Genomic DNA, 17,925 nt, shown 5'->3' on the forward strand with positions numbered 1-17,925 from the left:
TGTAAAACCTATGAAGAACAAAACTTCGCTATTTTTCCAGTTTCTTTTTAGGAGCAAACGTTCTATCATGGTGTTAATACCAAGTGTGTTTTTGTTATTGTGTTGTAAAGAACCCGATACAAAGGACCAAGTGGCAACTATTTCCCTTTGGTATGGAACTGAACAATCTTTTGGGAATATAGGCCACCCACAGGCACAAATCAATGTATTGGGCAACATCCAGACGGATAGTGTTGGGATAACAACATATTATATGCTCAATGACACCCAAGAAAAGCATGTGCTTACCTTAGGTTCCGACCTTCACCGACTGGCGGCCCATGGCGATTTTAATATTGAAATCTATAGGGATAGGCTTAAAAAGGGCAAGAACCTAGTCAGTATTTATGTGGCAAAAGATAAAACCGTACTGGCATCAAAGGAGATAACCCTGAATTATAATCCCGAAACCGAATGGCCGTTACCGTATTCTGTAAATTGGGCAGAAGTTAAAGATATCCTAGATGTGGTTCAGGTAGTGGACGGTCATTGGAAAATAACCCCCCAAGGTATTCGAACCCAAGACGTGTATTATGATCGGGTATTGGCCATGGGTGATACTTCTTGGCGAAATTATGAGGTAACCACTACTGTGACCTTTCACGGTTATACCCCTCCGGAAGAAGGCCCACCCACTTACAATGTGTCCCATGCAGCCCTGGCCACCTTATGGCCCGGACATGACAAGGACAGTTTGCAACCCAATCGGAAATGGCATCCTCTAGGAGCAACAGCTGAATTTAGGATTACCGACGGTTATAAAGATTGTAGATGGCGCATTTTTGATGGTGATAATTTCTATGCGGAGCAAAAAGAAGATAAATATCGTAACATTGAGGAAGGGTTACCATACAAGATGAAGCACCGGGTACAAGACCTTACTGATAATAGCGTACGATATTCGGTAAAACTTTGGGACGCAAGTAGGGAAGAGCCCGAAGAATGGGATTTCCAAGCCATAGAGACCTCCAAAACAAAACACTTGGGAGGTTCTTGCCTACTTATTGCCCATAATACGGATGTCACTTTTGGAAATGTAGATATAATTCCATTGAAAGAAATGGCGACGCTTGTCGATTAATTATCTTTGGAATTCCGAACTTGAAATAAAAGCAGTACCATGCATCCATTGATACGAAATAGACGACTCCGAAGCTCAGAGACCATAAGAAGAATGGTCAGGGAGACCGTTCTCACACCCCATGATTTTCTGGTCCCACTCTTTGTGGTAGAAGGGAAAGGTATAAAACAGGAGATTCCTTCTATGCCGGATTATTACCGACTTAGTTTGGATAACTTGGAAAAAGAGGTCAAAGAGCTTTGGAAAATGGGCCTACGTGCCGTACTTCTCTTTGTAAAAGTGCCGGATGACCTAAAGGATAATAAAGGTTCGGAAGCATTGAATCCGAACGGACTTATGCAGCTTGCCATACAGCATGTAAAAAATGTATGTCCGGATATGCTGGTTATGACCGATGTGGCCTTGGACCCGTATTCTTCTTATGGTCATGATGGAATTGTTGAGAACGGTCGTATTTTAAACGACGAAACTTCGGAGATTTTAGCGGAAATGAGCGTTAGCCATGCCCAGGCGGGAGCCGATTTTGTGGCACCGAGCGATATGATGGACGGCCGTATCCTAACTATACGTGAGGCTTTGGAAGAAGAAGGATTTATAGAAACAGGCATCATGAGCTATAGTGCCAAATACGCCAGTAGTTTTTATGGGCCGTTCCGTGATGCACTGGATTCCGCACCTGTAGATATGAAAAATGTCCCCAAGGATAAAAAGACCTACCAAATGGACTATGCCAATCGCTTGGAGGCCATAAAAGAAACCCAAATGGATATTGATGAAGGTGCGGATATCGTTATGGTGAAACCCGGATTGTGTTATCTGGATATTGTTCGGGAAATACGAAATGACGTAGAGGTTCCTGTAGCAGTGTATCAGGTTTCAGGAGAGTATGCCATGCTTAAGGCTGCAGCGGAAAAAGGGTGGTTAGAGCACGATGCGGTAATGATGGAACAACTGACCGCCATAAAAAGAGCCGGTGCGGATATTATTGCAAGCTACTTTGCCAAAGATGCCGTGCGGTTAATGTCATAGTTTTCTAATTATTCCCTTTGTTCAAAATGAGTGTATGAGATACATGAAAAAATCACTTTTTATAGTTTTCAGTTTGTTTTTTGGAACGGCCTTTGCTCAAGAGGGGTCGGCCAAATCTTTAAGCATTCCCCAACCCGGAAAACTCACCTATGGTCTGCCATCAGAAGTAGGTCTTGACTCCTCTTACATAAATACAAAGGTCGATTCTATTATAACGAATGGTATAAAAAAAGAAGCCTTTCCCGGCGCACAGGTTTTAGTCGCAAAGGATGCCCAGATTATATTTCATAAGGCCTATGGGTTTCATACCTATGACAGCATTCGCCCTGTGGCCTTAAATGATATTTATGATTTGGCATCCGTTACCAAGATATTAGGGCCCCTACCGGCCATTATGAAATTAGTGGACGAAGGAAAATTGGATTTGGACAAACCTTTTAGCACCTATTGGAAACCCTGGCGCAATATAAAGGACAAAAAAGATTTGACGCTACGGGAAATTTTAGCGCATCAAGCCGGGTTGGAACCTTACATTGTTTTTCTAAACGAGGTCATCAAAAAAAATGGGAAACTCAAAAACCGATTTGTAAAAAGAACGAAGAAAAATCGATTTCAGAACAAGGCCTACGAGGGACTTTATGTAAATAATCGATTTAACCGGAAAATGTATCGTATGATCAACCGCTCAAAAGTTTCCGACGAAAAGAAATACCGCTATTCCGGACTCACTTTTTTAATATTCCCCAAACTCATTGAACAATTGACCGGTGAATCCTATGAGTATTATCTGGAAAAGAATTTCTATCTACCTTTGGGAGCCATGACCTTGGGGTTTAGGCCCAAGACAAAAAATTTCCCTAACCAAATTGTCCCTACTGAACAAGACACGCTATTCCGCCACACTTTGACCCAAGGCTGGGTACACGATGAGAATGCATCGCTTTTAGGCGGAGTATCGGGCAACGCCGGTCTTTTTAGTTCGGCCCCCGATCTGGCCAAGATTATGCAACTCTATCAGAACTATGGAAGTTATGATGGCAGGCAATACCTTTCCGAAGCCACGGTGAAGGAATTCATAAAAGTACAGTATCCAGATAATGAAAACCGACGCGGTCTAGGTTTCGATAAACCTTTGTTGGACAATGCCGAACTGTCACTGGAAAAAGCGTATCCGGCACCTGAGGCAAGCCCTGAAAGCTTCGGACACAGTGGATTTACGGGGACTTTTGTTTGGGCAGACCCTAAAAACCAATTGGTATTTATTTTTCTTTCCAACAGGGTCAATCCTACTAGGGAGAATCGCAATTTGTACAAACTTAATGTCCGATCCGCCCTCCAGCAGGTGTTCTATCAGGGCCTTTTGCCTTTGAATTAAAAAATCCAAAATAAAGGAATTGAGATAGGTGACATAAATCCGGGGCACCACATCATGGGTTAATTCTGCCATCAGTTTAACAACTAAATTGCCAGCACTTCAAAAAATAGGTTTCACTAATTTAATTGGTATCTTTGATTTGGTAAAACTTCATCCATGGGATTGTTATTCTTTTATGCCCTTGTTTCCATATTTTTTTCCTTTCTATGCTCCATATTGGAAGCCGTCCTTTTGAGCATTACGCCCACCTTTATCAATCTTAAGAAAAAGCAGGGCAAGTCCTACGCCCTAACCTTGGAGGGGCTTAAAAAGGATGTGGACAAACCATTGATAGCTATCCTGACCTTGAACACTATAGCCCATACCGTTGGGGCCATTTTGGTAGGGGTACAGGCAAAGGTAGCCTATGCCGACCTGTACGGCAGTACGCAACATTCGGTTTTGGGGATAACGTTTACGGAAGACCTTATGGTAGGTGTAGTTTCCACGGTTATGACGATTTTAATTTTAGTAGCTTCGGAAATCATTCCAAAAACTATTGGCGCCACGTACTGGCGGCAATTGGCCAACTTTACGGCCAAATCGCTCAAAATAATGGTATTGGCCTTAAAATGGACGGGGCTCCTTTGGTTGTTGCAACTTTTTACCAAATTGGTCGGTGGTAAGGGGCATCATGGGAGTGTTTTGAGTCGGGAGGACTTTACCGCCATGGCCGATATTGCCCAAGAGGAAGGGGTTTTTGAAGAATCAGAGTCTACCGTTATTAAAAATCTACTCCGTTTTGATGAGGTATTTGTGAAAGACATCATGACCCCAAGGGCAGTGGTTAAAATAGCTTCTGAGCAAAGTACGGTTCAAGAATTCTTTGATGAAAATCCCAAACTTCGATTTTCCCGTATCCCTGTCTATGACTCCAAAGTAGATAATATCACCGGTTTTGTACTCAAGGACAATGTGTTGGAGGAAATTGTCAATAATAATGGAGATATCACCCTTTCCGAAATTCGTAGGGACCTATTGATTACCAAAAGGGACACCCCTATTCCCAAGCTTTTTGATACCTTGATCGCAAAAAGGGAACATATTGCCCTGGTAGTGGACGAGTATGGATCGGTAAGTGGTATTGTAACCATGGAAGATGTTATCGAAACCCTTTTGGGCCTCGAAATCATGGATGAAAGTGATAATGTGGCCGATTTGCAACTTTTGGCTCGAAAGAATTGGGAGCACAGGGCCAAACAGAGTGGTGTAATTGAACAAACCCAGCCACCTGATCCCGGACAGAAAGAATAATCTGTCGTCTTAAGGTGCCACTAAAAGCTATGGAAAAAGCATGTATCAAAACACCTTTGGGTGTTGCCAAGCTGGAAGGAGATGCGAAAGGACTCTCTAGCATCACCGTTCTGGATACAGATGAAGAGACAGCCGAAGTCATTCCAGAAATCCTGGAAGATGCAGTATATCAACTTCAGGAATATTTTGAGGGAAGACGAAAATCCTTTAGCCTAACCCTAAATCCAGAAGGAACCGATTTTCAAAAAAAAGTTTGGAAGGCACTTCAGGAAATCCCTTATGGAAAGACCGTTTCCTATTTGAAACTTTCCAAAACCTTGGGCGATGTAAAGGCCATTCGAGCCGTGGCCGCGGCTAATGGAAAAAACCCGCTATGGATAGTTGTTCCCTGTCACAGGGTAATCGGAAGCGATGGTTCCCTAGTCGGTTATGCTGGCGGTCTTCATCGGAAAAAATGGCTTTTGAACCATGAGAGTCCCGCCAAACAGCAATCGTTGTTTTAATTACTTCAAACCGATTGGTCGGTCATCCAATTATTATTCAATGTTGTTTGGAATAGATTGCATTTCATCGATCTGGTCTTTATTTTAAAGGAGGTTTTATGCTTAATGAATTATTCTATAAATTAAGGGACCGACCCTATGGTCGGTTTGGAGTTTTTTCACAGAGAACACACGATGAAGTACAACTACCCCAGATTATGGAATATGATATTTCCGACTTATCCCAATTTGTTCGTATATTGAATTCAAGACATTTATAATGAAGTTCCCCTCCCTCATAGATATTACGGGAAAGGCTCAAAATGCCTTTAAGCGCTTTCCCATAACCTTGGTCTGGGTAATTCTTGGGTCCTTTTTCTATATTTTCCTTCTGGAGGAGAACTCAAGCGTATTGCTCAAAAAGTACTCCGGAGTTCTGTTGACCCTATTATTGGGTGTAAGCTGGTTTATCGGGACACAGTTTTTTGTGGAACAATTGAAAAATCCTAAAAAGTGGATTGGTCTAAAGCTGATCGTTTTGGCTTTGCTGTCCCTTTTTTATTGGCACTTACCGGATTTAAGCGTAACCGATGTCGATCCAACTTACTACATCCGATTCTTTCTATACTTCATAGCCGGGCATTTATTTGTGCTTTTTGCTCCTTTTGCGGTAAAATGGAACAAAGAGGCCTACTGGAACTACCTAAAATCCGTGGCATATGCGATTATCCGCAGTGCCTTTTTTTCAGGGGTACTGTATTTAGGCCTTGTATTGGCATTGTTGGCCATAGATTCGTTGTTCAACATTGATATTAAGGGGGAACGTTACGGGCAGTTGTTCGTCTTTTGCCTGGGAATCGTTAACACTTGGATATATTTATCGGATTTTCCCAAAGAAATACTAGAGAACAAGACAATAGCATTTAATAAGGCCTTGGAAGTATTTGTAAAATATATATTGATTCCCCTAGTACTTCTATACATCCTAATTCTATATGCCTACGGCCTTAAGATTTTAATGCAATGGGAACTCCCCGAGGGTTGGGTCTCCTATTTGGTCACAGCCTTGGCATTATTGGGTTTCTTGGTACAGATTATCATCAACCCAGTCCAAAAGTCCATCAAATCATGGGTAATAAACCATTTTTATCCATGGTTTTACATTTTGTTGCTTCCTCTAGTCCTATTGCTCTTTATAGCCATATTTAGGCGTATAGGGGATTATGGGTTTACGGAAAACCGATATTTTGTTATGGTAAGTGCATTCTGGATTCTGGGCATAGCAATTTACCTTCTTCTTTATAAAAGCAAACGTTTAAAAATTCTACCCATATCCCTTTTTATCTTGGCAATCCTTGCGTCGTTTGGTTTTTGGGGAGCTTTCAGTGTTTCAAAAAACAGTCAAGTCCGTCAATTTCAAAATGTATATGAAGCCCTTGGGTCCAAAAATAATAAGGCCAGCTTTAAAGAGTATGAACAATTGAAATCCATTCTTTCTTATTTGAATGACAGAGACGCGCTATCCTATCTGGATGATATCACAGGTCCCGCAATATCCATACAAGGGATTCATAGGGATACCACAAATGGAAAACTAGAAACTTACGGTTGGCTCAATACCGAAAAAATATTGGATTCCCTGGGTATTACACTTAACCCAGAAGATTTGAAGCACGAAGGGGCCTATGGAAACTACTATAATTATTATGGGCAAGGAAATACAGGTCAGAGTTTGGATATAACGGATTATTCCTTTTTTGCTCCTCTAGAAATCCATTCAAATTCGCCTGACAGTATCCCTTTGGGGTCCTATTACATCAAATATCGTTCAAAATCTTCACAATTGACCTTACACGGTATAGAAGGTGACATAGCCCTTCTTGAGATTCCCTTGGAACCAAACCTCAGGGAACTTACAAAATATGGAAAAAACCTCCACTCCATTGACCCCAAGAAATTGATTATGGAATTCAAGAATGATAGTGCTTCTGCTAAACTTTTATTTACCAGTTTAGGCTTTTACGTTAAAAAGGATTCCATTGAAATAAGTCACTCCAACATTTACCTTTTCCTAAAACAGCCTTAGATGTTACAGAAAATAAATTTGGAACATGTTTTGTTCCTGGATATAGAGACCGTTCCCCAAAAGGTTGCTTTTGAAGAATTAAATGATGCCGAGCAAGAACTTTGGGAGCAAAAGTCCCAATACCAACGAAAGGACGAGATTACTGCCGAGGAGTTTTACGAACGTGCCGGTATTTGGGCGGAATTTGGAAAGATTATCTGTATTTCCGTTGGTTATTTTAACCTAAGGGGAGACGTTCGTAGTTTTAGAGTGACCTCTTTTCATGGAGATGAGGTAAAAATCCTAAAGGACTTCAAAAATCTTTTGAACGGTCATTTCAGCTCGCCAAAACATCTACTGTGCGGTCATAATGGCAAGGAATTCGATTTCCCTTATATCGCACGACGCATGATTGTCCACGGTATTTCATTACCCTATAAGCTGGATCTTTTTGGTAAAAAGCCATGGGAAGTACCTCATTTGGATACCATGGAGCTCTGGAAATTCGGAGATTACAAACACTATACCTCCTTAAAATTGTTGGCCCATATTTTGGGCATCCCCTCGCCAAAAGAAGATATAGACGGTAGTAAAGTGCGAGAAGTTTATTACGAAGACAATGACTTGGATAGAATTATTTTGTACTGCGAAGGCGATGTGGTAACCACGGCTCAGGTTTTTCTACGCTTACGAAATGAGGATTTGTTGGCGGATACCGAAATCAAAAAGGTCTAAAATCCTCATCCGTTGTACTTCAATTGTATATATACCGGAAAATGATCGCTATAGCCCCCTAGATATTTCCGCCCAACATAGGTTCTATACGGACTGCCCTTATATTTTCCCGTCCATTCGGTCAAAAAACGGTCATCAAAGATATTGGCATGGGCAAAGCTATGGGTTCCTTTTTTGTAATTAAAAAAGTTGTGCGAGACCATAATCTGATCAAAAAGACTCCAACTTCGCCTATAATTGGCACTACCCCTTTCTGGTGAATGTAACTTTTCCATGGGATTGTACAAGGTAGTGGATTCCATTAAGGTCTGTATACTTTCCGAAGAAGGGTCGTCATTAAAATCTCCCATCACTATATAGTTAGGATCGGGGATTTTCATTTCCAAAGAGGCCATAAACTCTCGTATGGTCTTGGCTGCCTGTACCCGTTTGTATCCGGTCTCTTCCTTACCGCTCCTTCGGGAAGGCCAGTGGTTTACAAAAATATGGACTTCCTCTCCGTTCAATTTTCCATGAACATATAAAATATCCCTAGTGGTATCCCGTAATCCATCCATTTCATAGACCAACAAAGCGATGGGTTCGGAATGAAGCACCTCAAAACTCCCTCTATGATAAATTAATGCCGTATCTATACCCCGTTCATCCGGGGAGTCATAATGTACATAGCCATAATCGATACCTTGCAAAGGTTCGGATGCTATTAGGTCGTCCATTACCGTTTTGTTCTCCACTTCGGCGACCCCTACGAGAACGGGGGGGGTTTGGGCAGACCCGTTCCCAATTTCGGAAATGGTCTTGGCCAATTTGTTCACTTTCTTTTTATATCGCCTAGGCGACCATTTTTTATGTCCATTTGGTGTAAAGTCATCGTCTAAGGTATCCGGATCATCTATGGTATCGAATAGATTTTCCAGATTATAAAACGCTATGGTATGTAGCTGTTTGCCTTTCTTTCTCTTAAAAAATGAAAAAAGCATGCATTCTCCGTTTGGGAAGATCAATTTACAAAAATAGCTTGGCCCGTATTGCTTAAATTTGCACTTTACGATTTCATATGTTAGAAAAACAACACATAGATTATGAGCAGGCCGTTTTGATCGGTGTCATCAATAGAGCTCAAAATGAGGAAAAGGTAACCGAATATCTGGATGAACTGGAGTTTTTGACTTACACCGCCGGTGGAGAGGTAACCAAACGTTTTGTGCAACGTGTAGAGGTCCCCAATCCAAAGACTTATATAGGTAGCGGAAAAATGAAAGAGGTTGAGACCTATGTTAAAGAGCACGAAATAGGGTCCGTTATTTTTGATGATGAGCTAACCCCCGCCCAGCAGAACAATATCGAAAAATTATTACGTTGCAAAATCCTGGATCGCACCGGTCTTATCCTGGATATTTTTGCCCAACGCGCACAGACCAGTTATGCCCGTACCCAAGTGGAGCTAGCGCAATATGAATATCTTTTACCTCGACTTACCGGCTTATGGACACACTTGGAGCGCCAACGTGGAGGCATTGGAATGCGAGGTCCAGGGGAAACGGAAATTGAAACCGACCGTCGTATCGTTCGCGACCGGATTTCCCTATTAAAAAAGAAACTGACCAAGATAGATAAGCAAATGGAGACCCAACGCGGTAACCGAGGTTCCCTCGTACGCGTAGCCTTGGTAGGCTATACCAACGTGGGGAAATCGACATTAATGAACGTGATAAGTAAAAGCGATGTTTTTGCCGAAAACAAACTTTTTGCCACTTTGGATACCACGGTACGGAAAGTGGTCATTGGCAACCTTCCTTTTTTATTGAGCGATACGGTAGGATTCATTCGGAAGCTTCCGACCCAATTAGTGGAGAGTTTTAAAAGCACTTTGGATGAGGTACGCGAAGCTGATTTGTTATTGCACGTAGTGGATATCTCCCATCCCCAATTTGAGGAGCACATAGATTCCGTAAACCAAATTTTAGATGAAATCAATAGCGCGGAAAAGCCAATGATAATGGTTTTCAATAAAATAGACCAATATTCACATGAGGCCCTAGATGAAGACGATTTGGTTACCGAAAGGACTTCAAGACATTTTACTATGGAGGAATGGGAACGGACATGGATGCAGCGGTTAGGTGATAATGTGCTTTTTATTTCCGCCCTAAACAAGGATAATTTGGATGAGTTTCGGAGCAAGGTGTATAATGCCGTAAGGGAAATCCATATCAGCAGATTCCCCTACAACAATTTCCTCTATCCGGAACATCTGGATCAATACTAGAAAGCTACTTTTTAGTAAAAAAGGATGTCGTTCATCGAAGAAATTGGACCGTTAAAAATTTCACCACAAATTAGGATCGGTTCACAACAATAATTTAGAGCAATCCCATATCCGTACTACATTTACATTGTAATTAAGTGATAGTGTTGACCCCAAATCGGCACTTTGAACTTAACCGAAAAAGAACGGAGGTTTCCCCAAAACCAAAATTCGAACCTACAAAGCTTAGACCAAATTTTACAATAACCTACTTAACTAAAAAAAAGCCCGAACCCCAAAGTCCGGGCTTTTTTTAATTGGCACCATCAGGTTTGTTAATCTTTATTTTGGACACACTACTTATTATCCCATCCGCAGTTTCTATACGTATTTCCAAATCAATAAAGCTCACATCGAAAAAGCGTAGACAGGAATTCCATGTCATTTCCCCGCTTCCATCCTTTAAGGAAAAATCATTATAATTTGCAGTACGCTCAATTGCATCCCCTCCTTCAGGGATAAGTTTATATAATATTCGGATAAGCGTATCGTCCTGAGTACCGCTATATGGAATCAAAATTCCAAATGAGGTTCCCGTTACCCCACTGCTGTGATTGCAATCCCCATTCTCGGAAAGACTCAAGGCACCCAGCCTAATAGAACTTTCTGGAGCGGCATCATCTTTGCTGCAATTGGTTAAAACCATTACAAGTAGAAAGGTTGCCATAACTCTTTGTATTGTATTCAAAACAATACGCGCTTCTTTGTTTCTTTTCATTTCCATGTTCTTCAATTTTTAAATGATGTTATATTTTGGGTACTATTGAATTTTATTTGACCCTGCCAATCATTGAAAGTAAGCCAACATTTGAACCATTTCCTCGGGATCAGGCACATGTCCACCTCCAAACGTCTTTCCATTGATATGGTACAGCACAGGAATAACAAGAGCAACCTCGTCCGTTAGAATGCAGGAAGTATGTTGAAGTGATGTGTTAATGGTTCCATCTTCAGTAGCTACAACTATATTTTCCGTACCTGACGCAGATCCAATGGGAGGGTTTGTGAAATTGACAAAATCATTTGCAAAGTCTATGGGCTCGCCCACGCTTCTTGTTTTATTGAGATAGGCGAGCCAAAATGTATAGGTTCCGTTAGGTATCATACCTTCTAAGGCAATTTCGACAATGGAAGTGTCTCCATTGCAATGTACCATCAGATTGCCCTGTGCAGATTTAAATTCGGATAGTGTAACATGTTCGCCATCCGGAGTCTTGATTGCCGTTAAAAGACCCAATGGTTCATCAAAGATATTCTCAGCATACAAGGGCTCATCGGGATCAGTAGGTGTGTTTCCGTTCTCATCTTTTATTTCCTCCAGTAATTGTACATTACCAAAATTTAAGTGTGCCTTTACTTGCAAAGGGCGGATGACAAAATCAACCGTAACCGTTTGATTGTCCTGAACATTAATGGCGGTGGAGGTATTGGTAACTCCCTCTGTAGATAATGGAAGACTTATGGTAACCTCATGTGTTCCTCCGGCAACATCATTAAAGTCAAAATTTCCATCGGAATCGGTTTTTGTTTCGATGAACGTTGCACCCGTAGAAAGCTTTACTACAGTATTGGGATACGGGTTCCCGTCCTCATCTTTTACCGACCCCATTACCTCACCTATTCCGGCACCTTGCGAACCCGTTGTATCATCCCCGTTGCTACAACTCAATAATAGCGTTAAACATATTATCATCGCAAAAAAAGCGATTAACAGTAAGGCCTGGGGAATTAATTTGTACGGCGCATTGAATACAGTACCCCTTCGGTTTTGTCTTGCTAATTCCATAGTTACCTCCTTTAGAATGAATAATTGATTTTAGGGGACCAGATATGTCAAAACTATGGCCTGGGTGCTCGAATGGCTAATAGTAAGGTTCCAGATGGTAACAGCATAGTTCCCGAATGAACAGGAATTTGGAAAGTGTTAATAGGAAGAAGGTGTCACCCCATAGAGTTCCTTAAAGCATTTGGCGAAATAGGAGAGATTGTTAAAGCCTACCTTATAAGCAATCTGGGTAACACTATCCGCTTTTTGGGACAACAATTGTGCGGCCCTTTTTAGGCGAAAGTTCCGGAGCAGCTCCCCAGGGGCCTCGTTCGTCAATGCTTTTAATTTCCGATGTAATTGGGTCTTGCTCATGGCCAAGGCCGTCTGCATTTTAGGTACCCCAAAACTTGAATCCGAATAATTTTCTTCCAGTAGTGACAAGACTTCTTCCAAAAACCTCTGATCAATAGACGTGAGGGTAATCCTTTTAGGGTCTATCTGGGTTTCTTTGGTGCTATAGAGTTCCCTTAGTTTTTGCCGTTGTTCAATTAGATTTTTAGTTCGCGCCATGAGTTCCTTAGCATCAAAGGGCTTGGTGAGATAGTCATCCGCCCCGGTTTCCAACCCTTCAATTTTATTGCTCATTCCTGCCTTGGCCGTCAACATAATTACAGGAATATGGCTCGTACGTAAATCGGTCTTCAATTTTCTGCAAAGTTCTAATCCGTCCATTTTGGGCATCATCAGGTCGGTGATAATCAAATCGGGAGAATCCGCAATCGCTTTTTGCAGCCCACTCTTGCCATCTGTGGCTTCTTTGACTTTATATTTTTTTATCAATTGCCCTCCTATGAAGTGTCTCATATCGCTATTATCCTCTACCAACAAAATGTTGGGTAGATTTCTCTTATCTCCTTTGGTCAGCTGGAAAGGTTGGGGCCTTACCTCCGTTATATCTGAAGGCACATTCGTTTCCGTCACATCTTTGGGCCTTGTCCGAATTTCCAAAATGGGCAAATGGATGGTAAAAAAAGTACCTTTACCTACTTCGCTTATCACGGTAATTGTCCCATCCATAAGCTCAACCAAATCTTTGGAAAGCGAAAGCCCAATTCCCGAACCTTCCTTTTCCTTAGTGGTACTACTGTCTACCTGATAGAAGCGATCAAAAATAAAAGGCAACTTTTCCTCTGGAATACCTTTTCCGGAATCACCTACCTCGATTTGAAGGTTCTGGCCGTTATAGGATACAAGAAAGGAAATCCCTGATCCGTCTTCGCTAAATTTGAAAGCATTCCCGAGTAAATTATAAACTACATTCTCCAGCTTATCCCAATCAAAGGAAGCCCATAACAAACCCTGCGGAATCCGTACCTTATAATCGATATAACGTTGGGCGGCATGTGAATTGAAAGAGGATGCCGCAGCCCGCAAACATTTATACACATCCCCTTCTGTAGGTGTTAGTTTTAAGCTGCCTTCATCAACTTTTGAAAGGTCCAATAACTGATTTACCATATTGAGCAAGCGATTGGCGTTACGACGCATCATCTTGATAGTAGGCACACCCAGCTTTTCATCGGGATTTTGCTCTAGCTGTTCAATTGGTCCTTTGATCAATGTTAACGGTGTCCTAAATTCGTGCGAAACATTGGTGAAAAAATTGGACTTTAACCGGTCCAATTCATGAAGGCGTTTGTTAGCTCCTTGCTTTATTCGATATTGATTGTACACTAGTGCGGCCAAGAGGAGAACGATCAAGGAAAAGGCAATAATACCATTCCGTTCGTTTATCCGTTTTTGCAACTGTAATGTCTGTAAATCCTTCTCGGATGCCAAAAGGGCAATTTCCTTTGTCTTTTGTTCATTTTGGTATTTGGCCTCAATTTCATTGGCCAGTTCTCTTTTTTCCTTGGTGTACAGGCTATCCCTTAAAACTAAATACTTGCTTTTGCTTTTATAAGCCTTGGTAAAATCGCCCTGGGTTTCGTATACTGTGGAAAGATATTCGTACCCATCCATCTCAATTGGATATAAATTAATAGCCTGGGCTACTTTAACCGCTTCCAATAAATGTTTTTCTGCCTTATTGAAATCCTTAAGGTGCAAATGGCATTCCCCTATGGCGCAGTTGGAAAAAGCAATCATTAATGAGTCATTGGCCTTTAGAGAAATATCAAGCGATTCATGATAATGGCTTATGGCCTTGGCAAAACTCTCCTGTTCCATATGAATGCTGGCCAGGTTGTAAAATACTTCCCCAACTTTTTTTATGTCTCCTAATTTTTGGAAGCTCTCCAGTGCTTTGTTATTATATATCATGGCTTCTTCAAAGGCTCCGGTATTTTTATTGATTATGGCCAGATTATGAAAAACGTAGGCTCTCCCAAGTAGATTATCTGTTTTTATATGAATGCTGTCGCTTTTTTGGTAATAGTTTTTCGCCATTTCATAATTGCCCAGCATACGCTGTACCATACCAATGCTCATTAAAGTAATGCCGTAGTATTTTAAATGGCCTACTTCCTGATACATTTTGGATGACTTAGTAAAGTATTCCATGGCTTTGGTATAATCTCCCTGTTCAGAATATATGAGGCCCAAACTGTTATATGAGCCGGCAATACCTTCATTGTCCTTTGCTTTTTTAGCAATATTTAATTTTTCCAGGTGAAACTCTTTTGCTTTTTCAAAATTGCCTTTTCTATAATACGTGTTTCCCAATCCGAAAAGAGCCTCTGATTCTCCGAGTATGGAAAGGTTTTTTCGTGCCAGTTCCAAGGCATTGTTATATAAGGTTATGGCCGAATCATATTGGGACTGGGAATACAAAAAGTCTCCATATATGGTAATGCTCTTAATCTGTAATTCTCCATTACCCGATTGTTCTGCCATTCTTAAAGCTTTCAATGCCGTTTCCCTGGCTCTTTGGGGAACCCGATTTTCAAACTCATAATAAAGCTTATGAAGTAGCTGGATTTTGACAGTATCCTCTTGGGCATTTTCAAATTCCAATTGAAGACTGTCTACTTTTGATTGCGAAATCAAAAAAGAAGAAAAAAATAATAAGGGGGGGAGAAGTAATTGTTTCATCTCCATTCGCTATTTCTACAAGGTACTTAATTTTACAATACTAGATCTGTTCCGCCTTAAATACTAATACCATAGTCCCAATTTGAAAAAGTATGGTTTCCAAATAGATAAAAGTGCTATTCATCGATGAAACAAGACCGTTAAAAATTTCACCACAAATTAAGATCGGTTCACAACAATAATTTAGAACAATCCCATATCCGTACTACATTTACATTGTAATTAAGTGATAGTGTTGACCCCAAATCGACACCTTGAACTTAACCGAAAAGAATGGAGGTTTTCCCAAGCCAAAATTCTAACCTACAAAGCTTAGTCCAAATTTTACAATAACCTACTTAGCTAAAAAAATGGCCCGAACCCCACAGTCCGGGCTTTTTTATTTTTAAAAATGGTTAAAGTGCTTTCTATGCATTTCATCGATGATACAACACATTTTAACGTTGTTCACAACAAATTCTATTCCTTTCACAACAAAAATTTAAGCATCATATCCTATGAAACTACATTCGCAATGTATTTAAAGGTTTAATGATTGTCCCAGAAGAGAACGTAACTTAACGGAAATTGATCCTGATAGCTATCAGGATGGCACCACCTAAATCTTTACCGAATATAAAGTTCGATTTTATTTGACTGTGCAAACAAATTAAATGTATCCTACTTAACAGAAAAGACCCGACAAAATTGTCGGGTCTTTTACTTTATACTAGGAAACTCCATATTTTAAAAGGAATAGTTGAGTCCAAAAATCCAGTAGGTCTGCAAATCATTGTCAATGCTATCAAAAGTCGCGTCCGGATCTGGAGTAGGTGCCTTGTTTATGGCATAATCCAAAGCTTCTTGTTTGTTGTTCCTAAGACCGAATTCAAATCCAAGACCAATACCGTTCCATAAAGTATATCCAAAGGAATTGACCCATGTCCAGTTAGAAAGGTCTCCACTTTTATAGCTTTGGAAGGTGGAAAAATTAGTCTTGAAATTTATATCCCCTATTTGTCGGGTATAATCTACCAAGATTTTGGCCCCGGTCGAGGATTCATAAATATCGTCCTCACTACTGAATACAAAGTTGTAATTGAGCGGATGGATAACCACTACCATATCCGTAATGGGTGTCCACGTGGCCCCGATTCCCAAATCCAAATAACCTGGATCGTTGAAATTGTTTATAATCGTGGTTCGATATTCGCCCAAAGCCGAAATTGCAAATTTTTCGCTCAATTTATACCCATAAAGGGATGTAAGGTTAAAAACATCCGTAGTGCCGTTGAAACTTTCGTCATCCGTATCACTATCCTTATCATCCAACTTTACCCATTGCAAATTAATGTTTCCTGAATTCCTCCAAAAAAACTTTTCTTTGTTTAGATTGGCAAAGGCATTGAGCGTAGCCCCAATATTCCCGGAAGAGTTGTTGGGAGTTCCTTGGGCATACCAATTGTTGAATCCTGAAATGTTCGCTCCTATCGTTCCAAAGGCGCCCTTTTTCCAACCCGGGAAGGCATCTATTTGTCCCTGCAGGGCATCTACCCTCCCCTGAATGTCTGCTACGGAATCCTTTTTGGCCGCCTGCTCGGTCTTGAGCTCTTCAAGTGTCTGTGCCGAGGCAACAGAAACCATAAGGGCTGTTGCCAGCCCAAATACTAACTTTTTCATAATGTCTAGTGTTTAGTTATAGTTTATGAACTACAAATTTAAACATGTAAACAAATAATGAACAATGTTGTCAACAATTATTTACGCTTAAAAAGGGGGACAGAAGAGCAAGCTTCACCATACATTACGCTTTTGGCGACCGTTTGTAGTTTAGCCGTTATCCATAAATAGGCATTTGGCGGAACGGGTTTGTTGGTACATCCCTTAATGATTACCGGTTTATCCCTAAAATCATCCACATCCAGGTTTTCTATTACAGAATGGAATAGGATAGTTTCCAAATCCATCAACGTTCCTTGGACTACTTTTTTGGCATAAGGCTGCAAACGGGTCATTACAAGCATATAGGCCCATCCGGGGACTATGGCATCCGTTGAGCAGGTTAATGCAACATACGAATTTTGATACTGCTCCCATGTATGGCTCGCAACCTGGGCCCTAAATTCCTTTTCTTTGAGGATGAATCCCTCGTACAACCAATCCTTGATGTCCAAAAGAATCCTCTTGCCTTCCGGATAATAATCTTCCAAGCTAAAAGTGACCAATTTGCTTTGGGCGACACGGTTTACTATTTCAGACATAAGATTTCAGATTTAAGTGGTCGGGTTTAGTACATAGAGCATTATTGCTTTTTCTTAAGATGTTTTATTAAAACAAAAATTGTTTTGGATATTTCATCGCAAATCGCAAATGAGTCACTAAATTCAGATTCCGTAATATACTAAATATCCAAAGCTAAATATAATTGAGATTTTACTTCGTAACATGAAGCTTGGGCGACATTCAAAAAATATATAAATTCCTTATTCGATTTTCTTCAAAATCCTTCGGCTATATTTGAAGAAATAGATATTGATGCTCTTTTTATCTGGTCTCTTAGGGCAAAGTCTTTTGAAAATTTAGAATCCTTGGTCAAGCGATAAATTTCCTTATTAAGCTCTCTTGCTTTCTTCCATGAAACTATTTGTTCAAATCCCTTATTAACTGACATCTGACAT

Annotated in this window: 14 protein-coding genes and 1 pseudogene; 8 read left to right on the forward strand and 7 right to left on the reverse strand. The window is 40.7% G+C overall.

Going from position 1 to position 17,925, the window contains the following annotated elements; genetic code table 11:
- The first annotated feature begins 10 nt into the window (after positions 1-10).
- The 7 genes from D7Z94_RS02095 (at position 11) to D7Z94_RS02125 (ending at position 8,099) form a co-directional block, all read left to right on the forward strand.
- Positions 11-1,120, forward strand: coding sequence for a hypothetical protein (locus D7Z94_RS02095; protein WP_211341738.1), 1,110 nt, complete (start codon positions 11-13; stop codon positions 1,118-1,120).
- Between the two features lie 39 nt (positions 1,121-1,159).
- The gene (hemB, locus tag D7Z94_RS02100; protein ID WP_120709848.1) at positions 1,160-2,149 is read left to right on the forward strand and encodes a porphobilinogen synthase; all 990 of its coding nucleotides are present in this window, start codon (positions 1,160-1,162) and stop codon (positions 2,147-2,149) included.
- Between the two features lie 34 nt (positions 2,150-2,183).
- A complete protein-coding gene (locus D7Z94_RS02105) occupies positions 2,184-3,524 on the forward strand; it encodes a serine hydrolase domain-containing protein (protein WP_245967120.1) in 1,341 nt (446 codons plus the stop codon).
- Between the two features lie 156 nt (positions 3,525-3,680).
- Entirely contained in the window at positions 3,681-4,817 is a 1,137-nt protein-coding gene (locus tag D7Z94_RS02110) for a CNNM domain-containing protein (RefSeq protein WP_120709850.1), read from the forward strand.
- Between the two features lie 29 nt (positions 4,818-4,846).
- Positions 4,847-5,320, forward strand: a complete 474-nt coding sequence (locus D7Z94_RS02115; protein WP_120709851.1) for a methylated-DNA--[protein]-cysteine S-methyltransferase — start codon at positions 4,847-4,849, stop codon at positions 5,318-5,320.
- Between the two features lie 259 nt (positions 5,321-5,579).
- Positions 5,580-7,385, forward strand: coding sequence for a DUF4153 domain-containing protein (locus D7Z94_RS02120; protein WP_120709852.1), 1,806 nt, complete (start codon positions 5,580-5,582; stop codon positions 7,383-7,385).
- A complete protein-coding gene (locus D7Z94_RS02125; protein ID WP_120709853.1) occupies positions 7,386-8,099 on the forward strand; it encodes a 3'-5' exonuclease in 714 nt (237 codons plus the stop codon).
- A 5-nt stretch (positions 8,100-8,104) separates the two neighbouring features.
- Here D7Z94_RS02125 and D7Z94_RS02130 read toward each other — a convergent pair whose 3' ends face one another.
- Complete coding sequence (locus D7Z94_RS02130; RefSeq protein ID WP_120709854.1) at positions 8,105-9,079, reverse strand: endonuclease/exonuclease/phosphatase family protein; 975 nt, start codon at positions 9,077-9,079, stop codon at positions 8,105-8,107.
- Between the two features lie 77 nt (positions 9,080-9,156).
- Between D7Z94_RS02130 and hflX the strand changes: the two genes are divergently transcribed.
- Complete coding sequence (gene hflX, locus D7Z94_RS02135; RefSeq protein WP_120709855.1) at positions 9,157-10,368, forward strand: GTPase HflX; 1,212 nt, start codon at positions 9,157-9,159, stop codon at positions 10,366-10,368.
- Positions 10,369-10,660: 292 nt separating this feature from the next.
- Here hflX and D7Z94_RS02140 read toward each other — a convergent pair whose 3' ends face one another.
- The 6 genes and pseudogenes from D7Z94_RS02140 to D7Z94_RS02165 all read right to left on the reverse strand — a co-directional run bounded on the left by D7Z94_RS02140 (position 10,661) and on the right by D7Z94_RS02165 (position 17,918).
- Positions 10,661-11,125, reverse strand: coding sequence for a hypothetical protein (locus D7Z94_RS02140; protein ID WP_147415813.1), 465 nt, complete (start codon positions 11,123-11,125; stop codon positions 10,661-10,663).
- Between the two features lie 69 nt (positions 11,126-11,194).
- Positions 11,195-12,193: a carboxypeptidase-like regulatory domain-containing protein gene (locus D7Z94_RS02145; RefSeq protein ID WP_120709857.1), complete on the reverse strand. Its 999-nt coding sequence runs from the start codon at positions 12,191-12,193 to the stop codon at positions 11,195-11,197.
- A 138-nt stretch (positions 12,194-12,331) separates the two neighbouring features.
- Entirely contained in the window at positions 12,332-15,268 is a 2,937-nt protein-coding gene (locus D7Z94_RS02150) for a hybrid sensor histidine kinase/response regulator transcription factor (protein WP_158594577.1), read from the reverse strand.
- Between the two features lie 726 nt (positions 15,269-15,994).
- Complete coding sequence (locus D7Z94_RS02155) at positions 15,995-16,927, reverse strand: DUF3078 domain-containing protein (RefSeq protein WP_120709859.1); 933 nt, start codon at positions 16,925-16,927, stop codon at positions 15,995-15,997.
- A gap of 77 nt (positions 16,928-17,004) precedes the next feature.
- A complete protein-coding gene (locus D7Z94_RS02160) occupies positions 17,005-17,508 on the reverse strand; it encodes a DUF2480 family protein (RefSeq protein ID WP_120709860.1) in 504 nt (167 codons plus the stop codon).
- A 140-nt stretch (positions 17,509-17,648) separates the two neighbouring features.
- Positions 17,649-17,918, reverse strand: a pseudogene (locus D7Z94_RS02165) (four helix bundle protein).
- Positions 17,919-17,925: the final 7 nt, after the last annotated feature.

Origin of the sequence: Ulvibacterium marinum, assembly GCF_003626755.1 — a bacterium.
Lineage (GTDB): Bacteria > Bacteroidota > Bacteroidia > Flavobacteriales > Flavobacteriaceae > Ulvibacterium > Ulvibacterium marinum.

Coding starts and splice junctions, on each gene's coding strand:
- D7Z94_RS02095 (WP_211341738.1), top strand. CDS start 11: ATGAAGAACAAAACTTCGCTATTTTTCCAGTTTCTTTTTAGGAGCAAA.
- hemB (WP_120709848.1), top strand. CDS start 1,160: ATGCATCCATTGATACGAAATAGACGACTCCGAAGCTCAGAGACCATA.
- D7Z94_RS02105 (WP_245967120.1), top strand. CDS start 2,184: ATGAGATACATGAAAAAATCACTTTTTATAGTTTTCAGTTTGTTTTTT.
- D7Z94_RS02110 (WP_120709850.1), top strand. CDS start 3,681: ATGGGATTGTTATTCTTTTATGCCCTTGTTTCCATATTTTTTTCCTTT.
- D7Z94_RS02115 (WP_120709851.1), top strand. CDS start 4,847: ATGGAAAAAGCATGTATCAAAACACCTTTGGGTGTTGCCAAGCTGGAA.
- D7Z94_RS02120 (WP_120709852.1), top strand. CDS start 5,580: ATGAAGTTCCCCTCCCTCATAGATATTACGGGAAAGGCTCAAAATGCC.
- D7Z94_RS02125 (WP_120709853.1), top strand. CDS start 7,386: ATGTTACAGAAAATAAATTTGGAACATGTTTTGTTCCTGGATATAGAG.
- D7Z94_RS02130 (WP_120709854.1), bottom strand. CDS start 9,079: ATGCTTTTTTCATTTTTTAAGAGAAAGAAAGGCAAACAGCTACATACC.
- hflX (WP_120709855.1), top strand. CDS start 9,157: ATGTTAGAAAAACAACACATAGATTATGAGCAGGCCGTTTTGATCGGT.
- D7Z94_RS02140 (WP_147415813.1), bottom strand. CDS start 11,125: ATGAAAAGAAACAAAGAAGCGCGTATTGTTTTGAATACAATACAAAGA.
- D7Z94_RS02145 (WP_120709857.1), bottom strand. CDS start 12,193: ATGGAATTAGCAAGACAAAACCGAAGGGGTACTGTATTCAATGCGCCG.
- D7Z94_RS02150 (WP_158594577.1), bottom strand. CDS start 15,268: ATGAAACAATTACTTCTCCCCCCCTTATTATTTTTTTCTTCTTTTTTG.
- D7Z94_RS02155 (WP_120709859.1), bottom strand. CDS start 16,927: ATGAAAAAGTTAGTATTTGGGCTGGCAACAGCCCTTATGGTTTCTGTT.
- D7Z94_RS02160 (WP_120709860.1), bottom strand. CDS start 17,508: ATGTCTGAAATAGTAAACCGTGTCGCCCAAAGCAAATTGGTCACTTTT.